Origin of the sequence: Streptomyces ovatisporus (assembly GCF_042653885.1) — a bacterium.
Classification (GTDB): domain Bacteria; phylum Actinomycetota; class Actinomycetes; order Streptomycetales; family Streptomycetaceae; genus Streptomyces; species Streptomyces ovatisporus.
Genome location: NZ_JBHSFH010000003.1, coordinates 771,210 through 782,826, shown reverse-complemented (window position 1 = coordinate 782,826; position 11,617 = coordinate 771,210). Strand labels below are relative to the sequence as shown.

The window sequence follows — 11,617 nt, the reverse complement described above, 5'->3', positions numbered from 1 at the left end:
CGACAACGCAGCGGATGTGCGTGCCAGTCGTCGCGAGCAAGGCGAGATTTGTCAGACAGGGCCTAGTGCAGCAGGGCCGAGATGCAGTGCGCCGGCATGGGCTTGGCGTAGTGCCAGCCCTGCCCCGTGTCGCAGCCGATGCGCCGCAGCCGGTCCGCCTGGGCCTGGTCCTCCACGCACTCGGCGGTCACCGTCAGCCCCAACTGGTGGGCGAGCCGCACGAGCGCCGTGACGATCGTCTCGTCCGCCGGGTTGGAGTGCCGCGGGGCGTGGAAGCCCCGCACGAACGACCCGTCCAGCTTCAGTGTGCGCACCGGGAGGCGGCTGAGGTAGGCGAGGTTGGAGTAGCCGGTGCCGAAGTCGTCGATGGCGATGCGTACGCCCATGTCGCTCAGTGCCTGAAGGGCCTGCAGCGGCTGGCCCGCGGAGCCCATCACGGCCGATTCGGTCAGCTCCAGTTGCAGCAGCCCGGAGGGCAGTCCGGTCTTCTCCAGCACATGGCGCACGTCCGCCACGAGGTCGGAATCCCACACCTGCCGTACGGCCACATTCACGCTGACGTAGATGGGCGGGCCGGCGTGACCGAGCATCCAGCTCCGGGCCTGACGGCACGACTCCTCCAGCACCCAGCGGCCCAGCGGCACGATCGCGCCGTTCTCCTCCGCAAGCCCGATGAAACGATTCGGGCCGAGCTTGCCGAACTGCGGGTGCTGCCACCTCACCAGGGCCTCGACGCCCCGCAGCGCGTCGTCCTCGAAGCTCACGATCGGCTGGTAGTCCAGTACGAACTCGCCCCGCTCGACAGCACCGCGCAACGCCGAGGACAAGGCCTGCCGTGTCATGCGGTGCGCGTTCCGCTCGGGATCGAAGAGGGTCCAGCGGGCCTTCCCGTCGGCCTTCGCCCAGTAGAGCGTCGTATCGGCGGCCTGCATCAGCTCCGTGGGCCCCGTCCCCTCGGCCTCGCGCTCCACCACCCCGATGCTGGCGGAGACCGTGAGCCGCTGGCCGCCCAGGTCGAAGGGCTGCTGAAGGGCCTTCAGAGCCGAGTCCGCCAGCGTCGTGAGCTGCTCCGTACCCGTCGAACCGTCGACGAGCAGTGCGAATTCGTCCCCGCCGAGCCGCGCCGCCAGGTGCCTCTGGCCGCCGCTCTCGGCGCACTGGACGAGGCGCTGTGCCACCGCGTCCAGCAGTTCGTCACCCACGCGGTGGCCCAGCGTGTCGTTGACGGCCTTGAAGCCGTCGAGATCCAGATAGCAGATGCCGACGCGCCCGGTCGCGGTCTCCGAGAGCGCGGTCGCGAGGCGCTCGAAGAAGAGAGCGCGGTTGGGCAGCCGGGTCACCGGGTCGTGCATCTGGAGGTGGCGGAGCCGGTCGTGCAGATCGCGCTGTTCGCTGATGTCGGCGACCGAGAGCAGGGCCTCGCCGTCGTGGGTGGTGGGGACGAGGGTGATCTCCGCCCAGACGGTGTGGCCGTCGTGGTTCTTCAGCCGCCGGGTGCAGCTCATCCGGGCGACCGCGCCTCGTCCGGACGTTGCCGTGCCTGCCGCCGGCCCGCTCGCCGTACCGGTACCGGCCGCGGTGGTCGCCTGTCCGCTTCCGTTCCCGTTCCGGTTCCCGCTTCCGTTACCGGTGCCGCCCGCACCGCGCCCCGTCAGCGCCCCTCCGCTCCGGAACGCGCTGCTGTCCAGACCCAGTGAGGGAAGGTCGGTGATCGAAGCCGAGACCAGCGACTCCGGTGCGGCGCCGAGGAGCGTGCCGAGTGCCTGGTTGGCGCTGACGACCCGCCCGTCGCGGTCGACGATCGCCATGGCGAGCCGTGCGGCGTTGAAAGCAGCGCGGAAGTCGTTGTCCCGCTTCCGTCCACGCCACTCGCTCCTGCTGTGCCAGCCGCCACGGGAACGACTACGTTCCGTCATCCTCTGCGGGGGATTTCCGGTGGCGCTGCCGGAGTTTCTGCCCGGTCCTTCGATGGGTCCGTTCACCAATCGCTCCCGCCGGGTGGCTCGTCGCGTGCGAATCAGCCGGGCGTTCGGCCCGAAGCGCTTCGTGGCGATCCGCGCTGGAAATGTGGCGATCATAGAGGTTCGGGCGTGAGCGGAGCCAGCATCCACGGCGTCCCACCGGGTCGTTGGTGCGGGTGGGACGGGAGGGTGGACACGAGGGTGACCGTTCCCGCAAAGGTGCGGGAACGGTTCTGATCGTGTACCGCTGCGCATCACACACGGTAGTCATATTGCCGCTCACGCGCCTGGTCTAACGGAACAGGACTTAACCGACATTACGGGCAAGGGTTGAAGGGTCCTTACTCCCTGGCTCTGTGAGGTCGGAACGTGGCGCGACTGCGGAAGCACGGTGCCCGGAGGCCCGCTTCCGTGCGGTGCGGATGGCGCCGTGCGGGAGCCGTCATCACCGCCCTCTGCGCATTCATAGGCATGGCGCTCTTCGCGGGCCCGATCACCGCGGCCGCAGTGGCCGCCCCCTGTGCCCTCCCGCGTACGGGCGCCCACCACTCCCTCGGCGTGGACAGCTGGGACACCGCGTATCCGCGCCCCGAACGGCGCCTTGACGCCGCGATGCTCTTCCTCTCCTTCCCGGACTCCCGTCCACTGGCCACGCCCGGGGAGCTGGCCTCCGACCACTTCCCCGGCACGGCCGACTTCTTCTCCCGCGCCTCCTACGGGAAGTTCCGACTCGAGACGCACGCCATGAAGCGCTGGATAGAGATGCCGGCCGCATCCCGCTCGTACGGGATAGAGCGTGACTGGGAGGCCGGCAAGCGCACGAAGTACCTGCACGACGCCATAGCCGCAGCGGATCCGCGCATCGACTTCAGCAAGTACGACCTGGTGTACCTCGTCGCCGACCCCGACGCCCGGGGGGTCGACTCCGACGCCACGAAGGTCGTCAACTTCGACAACCCCATAGAGGCCGACGACACCGAGCTGCGCCGGCTCGTCACCGTCTTCGAGCAGAGCCCGCCCGACCGGCACGTCCTCGCCCACGAGACCGGGCACGCCTTCGACCTCCCGGATCTCTACCAGCGGCCCGCCTCGGGCCAGGCCGACTGGGACACGTACGTCGGCGACTGGGACCTCATGGGAAGCCAGTTCGGACTCGCCCCCGACCTCTTCGCCTGGGAGAAGTGGAAGCTCGGGTGGCTCTCCCGCCGCAACGTGAGCTGCGTCCCGGCGGGCCGGGGCAGCAGTACGCACCGCCTCCACCCCGTGGCCGCGCACCCCCTCGGCGGGAAGGGAGACCGGCGGCTGGCCGTGGTGCGTACCGGCCACCACGAGGCGCTGGCGATAGAGGCCCGCGACTCCGAGGGCAACGACCGGAGCCTGTGCGCCGCGGGCGTGCTCATGTACTGGGTGCGCAGCGACCGCGCCTCGACCTACGGTCCGATCCGGGTGGTCGACGGCCACCCCGGTACGCACGCCTGCAGCGACGGGTCGGTGTATCCCTCTCTTGCGGACGCGCCGATCGGGCCGGGCGAGAGCTACGAGACGGACCGCGGCGGAGGCGTACGGGTGGAGGTCACCGGCCACAGTGCGAAGGACGGCTGGCGGGTGAAGGTCACGCGGAAGGACGGGACGGTCTGAGCGGTTCCGCGCCCCCGTCCCTTGTTCCGTCCCCGCCGCGTCCCTGCCTCCGCCCCGCCCCCGTCCCTTGTTCCGTCCCCGCCGCCTCCGTCCGGGCTCAGCGAGGCGGTCTGACCCGCCGTGCACGGACGACGGCCGTGCCTCCCAGCTCCTGCAGCAACTCGGCCAGCAGCTCCCGGTGTTCGGCGAGCCGTCCCTCTCCGAAGCGCGCGGCCAGCCGTTCCTCCAGCTCCGCACGGGCCTGCCGGGAGGCTTCGACCGCCTCGCGCCCGCGGGCCGTGAGCCGCACACGGCGCACCCGGGCGTCGCGTGGGTCCGGAGCACGTTCGGTGTAGCCGAGGCGTTCGAGCTCGGCGACGGTCTTGGAGGCACCCTGCTGGGTCATCTCCAGCTCGGCGGCGAGTTCCCCGACGGTCGGCTGCGCGTCGATGAGGTGCTGGAAGACGTAACCGTGGGAGAAGCGCAGGTCGCCGTGGCCTCGTGCGGCCAGTTGCTCCTGGACGTGACCGGACGCGGCGAAGCCCACGAAGAGGGCGAGCATGCCGGTGTCCAGGGCGCGGGGGTCGACGGAGGAAGGCATGGGGCTCATCCTCACCTTTACAACTTAGGTTGTGCAACTATGGTTGTCCGTATGGACGAGCACATGACCGAGCACATGGACGACTGCAAGACCGAGCACAAGAGCGGCCGGACGAGCGCTGAAGGGTGCGACCCCGGCCGCGGCCTGCCGGACCACCCCGACATCCGCGCAGCCGTGCGCTATCACCAGGCGGTCTCCCGTTTCGTCACGGGCGACGAACTCGCCGCCTTCTTCCACGAGGACGCCGTCCACCGGGAGCTGCCCAACGCCCTCTTCCCGGACGGCGCGGTGAGGGACAGGGACGGCGTGACGGCTGCCGCCGAGGCGGGCCGCAAGGCGCTCGACGCGCAGAGCTTCGAGGTCGTCAACGCGATCGCGGCGAACGGGCAGGTCGCCCTCGAGGTGATCTGGACGGGGACGCTCGCCGTACCGCTGGGCGACCTGCCGGCGGGCCATGTGCTGCGGGCCCACATCGCCACGTTCCTGGAGTTCCGGGACGGCAAGATCATGGCGCAGCGGAACTACGACTGCTACGAGCGGACGGGGGCGAAGCCCCTCTGAGGCAGGTCCGGGCGAGTGCGCGCACGACGAAGGCCCCCCGCCTCGGCGAGGGGCCTTCGACTGTCTGTGCGCCGCCAGGGACTCGAACCCCGGACCCGCTGATTAAGAGTCAGCTGCTCTAACCAACTGAGCTAGCGGCGCCTGCTGACGTCGTAGACCTTAGCATCACGGTCCGCTGTTCCCGAAATCGATTGTTCGACGGCAGCAGGGCCGCGACCTGCGCGTACGGGGGGCTGGACGGGCGGGGTGAGCCGGCCCCGGTGTGAGCGCAGGCACGCGCGCAGGAGCACTTCGGCTCCCGGGAGCCATGGACGGCGAAGGTCGGGTGCCACGAGCCAGCGGGAGCGGGTCTGCCGTCCGGGCGAGGCCGTGCCGCCCCGTCGCTCGTCCGTGCGGCCGGGGTGTTCGACGGGGCGCAGGCCGGGGACCGTCACGAAGTCGCCGAGGCCGTGGCACATGAGGGAGGGGAACGTTTCTGCAACGGCGGTCCCCGGGGGTTCGCGCAAGCTCCCCGCCGCGTCCGCCGCTGCCGGCTGCCGCCACTCGCCCCAGCTCGACAGTGCCGCGATCCTCCCGGCCGTACCCGGGGCGGCGAAGATCAGCATTCGGCCCCGGTGGACGGCGACCGGCCCGGTGCCCGGGCCCGTCGCCCATAAGCGGTCCAGCAGGCGGCGTCCGTGCAGAGGCGGCGTACTCACCACGTCGAAGGCGATGCCGCAGGGCAGGGTCCGGGGTGCGGCGGGGCAGTGCCTCCACAGGGCGTGCACGCTCGACGGGAAGAGGCTGGCGGAGGCGAGCCAGTCGGCGCCCTCGGGGGTGACGAAGGAGGGGCCGGAGTCGGCGGGGGTGTGCCGCGTGGCCGGGGTGGAGGCGAATTCGAGGACGTCGGGGTCGCCGACGGGGTCGAGGCCCTGAGAGGTGGTGTCCCGCTGCCAGTCGCTCATGACATACACATCTACCGGACATGCCGTTCCGTTTTGAACAGTCACGGGAAAACCGGACAACGGCAAGCGTTTTCGGGTAGGTTGCGCCCTCCGCATATGCCCCGCGGGTCTCCCCGGGGGCACGGGACGGACGGCGCTTGCCGTGCGTCAGGGCCCCGGTTACTGCGGCCCGCGGTCCGTGAGCAGCTCCTGCCCGAACTCGATCATCTTGCGGGCGTAGTCCTCGGCCCAGTCGCCCCGCTCGGCGATGGCCGCGTCCGAGAGTCTGTCGAAGCGCTTGGGGTCGGCGAGCTGCGCCGCGGCCATCGCCTGGAACTCCACGGCGCGGTCGGCCGCCGCCCGGAAGGCCAGTGCGAGCTCGGTCGAGCGTTCCAGCAGCTCGTGGGGGTCGGTGATCGCGTCCAGGTCGAAGAACTGCTCGCCGTCGCCCTGCTGCTCGGCGGGCTCGAAGAGCAGCGGAGCCGGACGGCGGAAGCGCGGGCCGCCCCCGCGCGGGTCCGGAGCCGAATGCGGCTCGGGCATGGTGGCTACCTCCATCTGTAGTGGCCGCCGACCATTGTCCTGCTTTCTGCGGCCGTGTGCAGGGGGCCTTCGGGCTCGCGGGGGGCGGGCAGGGGCGCACGCGGCGCTCACCGCCGCCACGGGACCGTGTGTGCCGCGAGGTGGGAGAGCACGGCGTGGTTCGCCTCCCAGCCGTCGGGGAACTTCACCGTGACCCCCAGCTGGACCGGTTCGGTGCTGGGGTGCTCGTCGAGCAGTTCGGGGACGCCCGCCCGGCAGACGACGATGCAGGCGTGCCGGTGGCGGGAGGCCAGGACGCACAGCCGTCCGGTCTCCAGGTGGAAGGCCGTGGCGTCGGGGCGTCCGGAGAGCGGGTGGAGGATCACCGTCACGTCGAACTCCCTCCCCTGGAGCCGGTTCGCGGTGTCCACGGTGACGGCCGCGAGGCTCACGCCGTCGGTGCTCTCCGCAGTGGCGGCGGGGTCTGCCGGACCTGCGGGGCCCGCCGGGTCCGCGGGGCCCGCCGGGTCCCCGCCGTCCGGGACCGCCGGGAGCGAGAGCGCGGCGAGTGCGGCGCGTACGGCCGCGGCCTGGTCCCGGTGCGCTGTGCCGACGGCGACGCGGTCGGCGGTCAGGGGCGTGGGCACGGTCGACCGCTCGTCGGTGGTGGTGCCCTGGCGGGTCAGCAGGCTCCGTACGACCTGGGCGACGGCGTCGACAGCCTCCGGATCGGTACGGGGCGTCGTGCGGGCGGGCAGTTCGAGCAGGCCCCAGCCGGAGCCCGCCGCCTCGTCGACCACACGGTCCACCGGTGTGCCGTCCGAGGGCGTGCCGAAAGTGAGGCCGCGGTCGCCGGGGCCGGTGCCGCTGCGGAAGGGCGTGTACGGATAGAAGGCCGCCGAGACCAGTGGTGCCGCGGAGGAGGGCAGCCGCCAGGAGACGGGGAGACGGTGTTGCGGGAGACCGGGGTTGTGGGACAGGAGGGTCGTGACCGCGCTCGCGGACGGGTCGTAGGTCAGGCCCGCCCACTGCTCGGCACCCACCTGGCTGAACGGGTCGAGCTGGCCCGGGTCACCGACGAAGAGGGCCTTCTCGAAGAGTCCGGCGACGGCGAGCAGGGCGTCCGAGCGCATCTGGTACGCCTCGTCCACGATCGCGTGCGGCCAGGGCGTCTCCGTGTTCACCCAGGCCCACTTGGCCGCGGTGGAGACGATGACCGGCAGTTCGCCGAGGTCGGTGATCCTGGCGGAGGTGACGACTGCGGCGTGCTCGTCCAGGGCGGGGTCGTAGGGGCGGGGGTCGCTGCTGTGCAGGCGCCCGAGGGGGAGCTCGGGGTCGGCGGCCGCCAGCCGGCCGACGAGGTCGTCGACCTGTGCGTTGGTCTGCGCGATGACGATCAACGGGCGCCCGGTGGCGGCCAGTTCGCGTGCGGCGCGGACGACGAGCGTCGACTTCCCGGCACCCGGCGGCGAGTCCACGACGACGCCGCGGGAGGCGCTGTGCAGGGTGTCGTGGAGGATCGCTTCGGTGGCGCGGGCCGCCGCCTCGGCGGGGGAGGGCACGGCGGCGCCGGAACTCCCGCCGTCGGCGGCCGTCCCGCCTGCCGGGTCCGTGCCGGAGGGGCGAGGAGGCGCGCTCACAGCAGATCCTCACTGGTGACGGGGTCGGGGAGCGGGAAGAGCGGAGCCGGACGCTCTCCGGGCGGCCCCGCCGGGCCGGTAGCCCCGCCGGGGCCGTGGGCCGCGGTGGGACCCGGCCCGGGGTACGCGCTCTCGGGCGGCGGACCGCCGTGCGTCCAGGGTGTGTCCTCCACGTCGGGCAGCCCGGGACCGCCGCGGGGGGAATGTTCGAACAGCGTCCAGCACAGGCGGTCCCCCTTCTCGGGGACCGTGCCGGGCGCCGGTTCCCTGCTCCGCCCCATGCCGTTCGTCAGCCGCAGCGTCAGCGTTCCCGGGCCGTGGCCGGAGACGAACTCCGCGCTCTGCCGGGCGCCTTCGTCCATCGCCCGGTGCACCTTGCCTCCCTCGCCCAGATGGGGACGGTCGGCCGTCCGGAGCGTGACCAGGGGGCGGGGCATCGGCCGCTTCCCTTCCGAGTAGGCCATCTCGACCTCGACGACCTCTCCGGCGAACGCCTCGCCCGCCAGGCGGCGTTCGGCCATCACCAGCGGGTCGTCCAGTGCCTCCTGGGCCTCCAGCCGGGCCTGCGCCTGCTCTCGTACGGCGAGCTTGGCCGCAGCCGTCACGGCGTCGTCCCGGCGGGGCTGCGGCGGCTCGCCGCTGCGGACGCGGTCACGGTGGGCGGTGTAGGACCAGCGGTCGCGCTTGAAGCGCTCGGGCACCCGCTCGCCCTCCGGCAGGGTGCGGAGCAGGTCGATTCCGCGCCACATCGCCTCCCACGTGGGCCGGAGCTGGGAGTCGATCAGTGCGCGGACCTCTTCCTCCGCGCCGTGCACGCCGGCGTCGAAGCGCGTCACGGCCGGGGCCAGCAGCTTGTTGTCGAAGGCAGGGTCCGTGGCCGGACCGGCGGGCGGACACAGCAGGCGGCCCGCCGCGTCCCGTTCCGTCTCCGCGCGCATCGCGGCCTCGGCGCCGGTCAGGCCCTCCGGCGGGTCGATCCAGGCGAGCAGCGCCCCCAGGTGCTGGTCCTCCAGGGCGCTCTGGCCCGTGGCCCAGTGCCGGGACAGCAGCTCCGTCATGGACATCAGCAGGCAGGACCCGGGCACCCGGGCACGCTCCCCGTACTGCGTGAGCCAGCGTCCGAGCAGCGGTACGCGCGGGGGAGCGGGGTAGGCGGCGGCGGGGTCCTCCTCCGCCGTGCGGCGGAAGCGCATCGAGCGGCCCAGCAGCCGCACGAAGTCCACCCCGGGGGCATTCGGGACGAGCAACTGCGGTGCGTCGGTGCACAGTTCGACCTGGACGACGACCTTCTTGCCCGTCTCGGGGTCGGTCTCCTTGCGTTCCTCGAACTCGACGTCGTCCTGTGCGGATTCGAGGTGGGGGAGGAGCGTGGCGGCCAGCCGGGCGAGGAATGCGAAGCGCTGGTCCCGGTCGCGCGGTTGCGGAACGACGAGCAGTGCGGGCGCGTCGCGGTCGGTGCCGGCGAGGGCGCCGAGCGGTGCTCCGGCCTCTCCCGCCGTGGTCAACGGCACGAACACGAGCGGACGTTCGGCCAGGTGCCGGTGGCGTACGGTCGTGCGGGGCCGGGCGCGTCCCGCCGCGGCGGCCTCCATGCGTGCCAGTGCGGACATCAGAGACACGGTGCCTCCCTGTGCCGGCCGGGCGCGGCGGTCAGCAAGCCGCCTCCCCCAGCGCTTCCGCGCGCAGCCGTGCGGCGCGGCGCAGTGCCGATTCCGCGGGGTCGGTGCGGTCCCCGTCCCCGTCCGGCTCCCCGTCCCCGTCCGGCTCCCCGGCCCTCCGGCCCTCTCCGCCGGTCCCGGACTCCGGGTCCCGGCCCGCCGCCGCGAGGGCGGCGCCGATCGTGGTGAAGCCGCCGAGTTCGCCCCGGAGGGCGCGGCCCAGGGACTCGACGGCGCCTTCCGCGCGGGCGCGTTCGCGGCAGTGGAAGGCGAGTTCGCAGCTGGAGAGGCATTCGGGCGCGTAGGCGGCGGGCACCGACTCGACGGCCGACGAGAGCTGACCGGCCGGGCGGGACGGGTCGAAGACCGTGCCTTCCGGGACGGCGGCGGCGATCTCCTCCAGCCGTGTGAGGCGGTCCAGTTGGCGGCGCGTCGTGGCGCGCTGCTTGCGGATGTCGACGCCGTGCGCGGTGGGCAGGTTGGTGAAGTCCTTCGGGCACACCAGCAGGGCCTGCTCGCGGACCGCGCCTTCGCCTCCGGGTGAGGTCTGCTCCAGCGCCAGCGCGTAGACGGCGGCCTGGCGTGCGGCGGCTCCGACCTTGGACGCATCGGCCGAACCGTCCAGGATCGGGAAGGACTTGATCTCGATGACCGTCCAACTCCCGTCGGGATGCACCGCGATCGCGTCGGGTTCCAGGTAGGCCGTCGAACCGGCGACCTCGAGAGCGAGCATCGGGTGGTACAGCAGCGACCACTCGCCCTGCCCGGCGGAGTCCGTCCCGTCCCGCCGGGGTGCGGCCGACGAGGGGAACAGCGCAGCGCGCGTACGGGCCGTACGTCCTGCGGGCCCGTCCGCGGTGAGGTCGGGGACGGTGACATCGGCCGGTTCGGGCGGCGTCCCGCCCGTGGACGCGCACAGCAGCCTTATCAACTCGGCACCGCCGTCCGCCTTCACCTTCGCCTCGAAGGAGATGCCCCGTGCGAACGCGAACTGCGACTGCCCGAAGGGAGCGGGCGCGCCCAACGCCTGTGCGAGCGCGGCCTTGTCGACCCCGGCGCCGTCCAGAAGCGCCCGCCGCCGGCATCCCGGGTTCGCGGCGAGGGCCGCAAGGGCGCGGGCGTCCATCGGGCGCGGCGGGACGTCCGGTCCGCCGCGCAGCTCGGCGAGGCGCCGGCGCAGGGCAGCGGCGCTGCCGTGGGTGTGGGTCATCGGCGTTCGCCTCGGAGAAGACTGCAGTACCAGCGGAAGTCTGGCATCCGGTGCTGACACGAGGTGTGGCGACGCCCCGTTCGGCGGTTGCGGACCGCCGGTACGTACGGTCCCCGCGTGCCCGTCGGCCTCTGCGGCGGCCTTCCGGCCACCATGGGAACGGTGGGCGAGGGCCTGGTGCGCACCGAGCGCCGGCAGGCACGGAGTGCGCATCCCCGAGGCCCGTGCAGCGCCCCAACGCCCGTGCAGCGCCCGGACGTTCCGATCGACGGCGGAAGAGGTACCCCATGGCAGCGCGCATCCTGCTGGTCCGGCACGGGCAGACCGAGTGGTCGGCGACCGGACAGCACACGAGCCGGACCGACGTCCCCCTGCTCGACGAGGGACGCCGCGCCGCCGAGAGCCTCGGCCGCCGGCTCTACGGCCCGCCCTGGGAGGGCCTTCCCGGTGCCGAGGTGCGCACCAGTCCGCTCTCGAGGGCGAGTGAGACGTGCGAGTTGGCGGGTTTCGGAGCCGGGGCCCGCACATGGGACGCGCTCAGGGAGTGGGACTACGGGGCGTACGAGGGCCTGACGACGAAGCAGATCCGGGAGCAGACCGGCACGGACTGGCTCATCTGGCGTGACGGCGCCCCCGAGGGCGAGAGCCCGGCGGCGGTGGCCTCACGGGTGGACGGCATCGTCGAGTGGGTGCGTTCGGCGGACCGCGACGTGCTCTTCTTCGCCCATGGGCACGTGCTCCGTGTCCTGGGCTCCCGCTGGCTCGGGCAGGAGACCTTCTTCGGGCACTGCCTGACGCTCTCGCCGGGGTCGCTGTCGGTGCTGGGCTGGGCGTACGGGAAGCCCGCGGTCGAACGCTGGAACGACACCGGACATCTGGACTGAACCCGGCCCCGGGACGCGCGGGCGGTGACCCTTGCGTGTG

Annotated in this window: 10 protein-coding genes and 1 tRNA gene; 3 read left to right on the top strand and 8 right to left on the bottom strand. The window is 72.7% G+C overall.

Annotated elements, in window-relative coordinates; genetic code table 11:
* Positions 1 to 62 precede the first annotated feature (62 nt).
* Positions 63 to 1,916, bottom strand: coding sequence for a putative bifunctional diguanylate cyclase/phosphodiesterase (locus tag ACFPA8_RS04925; RefSeq protein ID WP_386442744.1), 1,854 nt, complete (start codon positions 1,914 to 1,916; stop codon positions 63 to 65).
* A gap of 516 nt (positions 1,917 to 2,432) precedes the next feature.
* On the opposite strand from ACFPA8_RS04925, the gene ACFPA8_RS04920 reads away from it, so the two are divergent.
* A complete protein-coding gene (locus ACFPA8_RS04920) occupies positions 2,433 to 3,599 on the top strand; it encodes a M6 family metalloprotease domain-containing protein (protein WP_386442741.1) in 1,167 nt (388 codons plus the stop codon).
* Positions 3,600 to 3,696: 97 nt separating this feature from the next.
* Here the strand turns inward: ACFPA8_RS04920 and ACFPA8_RS04915 are convergent, their stop codons facing one another.
* Complete coding sequence (locus ACFPA8_RS04915) at positions 3,697 to 4,179, bottom strand: MarR family winged helix-turn-helix transcriptional regulator (protein ID WP_386442738.1); 483 nt, start codon at positions 4,177 to 4,179, stop codon at positions 3,697 to 3,699.
* A 51-nt stretch (positions 4,180 to 4,230) separates the two neighbouring features.
* Between ACFPA8_RS04915 and ACFPA8_RS04910 the strand changes: the two genes are divergently transcribed.
* Positions 4,231 to 4,740 (top strand): nuclear transport factor 2 family protein, encoded by a 510-nt coding sequence (locus ACFPA8_RS04910; protein ID WP_386442735.1) that lies wholly within the window; start codon positions 4,231 to 4,233, stop codon positions 4,738 to 4,740.
* Between the two features lie 67 nt (positions 4,741 to 4,807).
* Here ACFPA8_RS04910 and ACFPA8_RS04905 read toward each other — a convergent pair.
* The 6 genes from ACFPA8_RS04905 to ACFPA8_RS04880 all read right to left on the bottom strand — a co-directional run bounded on the left by ACFPA8_RS04905 (position 4,808) and on the right by ACFPA8_RS04880 (position 10,693).
* Positions 4,808 to 4,881 (bottom strand) — tRNA-Lys (locus ACFPA8_RS04905).
* Entirely contained in the window at positions 4,872 to 5,684 is an 813-nt protein-coding gene (locus ACFPA8_RS04900; protein WP_386442733.1) for a bifunctional DNA primase/polymerase, read from the bottom strand. The genes ACFPA8_RS04905 and ACFPA8_RS04900 overlap by 10 nt, the downstream gene beginning before the upstream one ends.
* Before the next feature lie 159 nt (positions 5,685 to 5,843).
* Positions 5,844 to 6,206 carry a hypothetical protein gene (locus ACFPA8_RS04895; RefSeq protein ID WP_386442730.1) on the bottom strand — a complete coding sequence of 121 codons (363 nt, stop codon included), beginning with the start codon at positions 6,204 to 6,206 and terminating at the stop codon, positions 5,844 to 5,846.
* 107 nt (positions 6,207 to 6,313) lie between these two features.
* Positions 6,314 to 7,825, bottom strand: coding sequence for an AAA family ATPase (locus tag ACFPA8_RS04890; RefSeq protein ID WP_386442727.1), 1,512 nt, complete (start codon positions 7,823 to 7,825; stop codon positions 6,314 to 6,316).
* Positions 7,822 to 9,444 carry a hypothetical protein gene (locus ACFPA8_RS04885; protein WP_386442724.1) on the bottom strand — a complete coding sequence of 541 codons (1,623 nt, stop codon included), beginning with the start codon at positions 9,442 to 9,444 and terminating at the stop codon, positions 7,822 to 7,824. Before ACFPA8_RS04885 ends, ACFPA8_RS04890 begins: the two co-directional genes overlap by 4 nt.
* Positions 9,445 to 9,475: 31 nt before the next feature.
* Positions 9,476 to 10,693 (bottom strand): hypothetical protein, encoded by a 1,218-nt coding sequence (locus ACFPA8_RS04880; protein ID WP_386442722.1) that lies wholly within the window; start codon positions 10,691 to 10,693, stop codon positions 9,476 to 9,478.
* A 287-nt stretch (positions 10,694 to 10,980) separates the two neighbouring features.
* Here ACFPA8_RS04880 and ACFPA8_RS04875 point away from each other — a divergent pair, with 287 nt between their 5' ends.
* The gene (locus ACFPA8_RS04875; protein ID WP_386442719.1) at positions 10,981 to 11,577 is read left to right on the top strand and encodes a histidine phosphatase family protein; all 597 of its coding nucleotides are present in this window, start codon (positions 10,981 to 10,983) and stop codon (positions 11,575 to 11,577) included.
* The last annotated feature ends 40 nt before the right edge of the window (positions 11,578 to 11,617 follow it).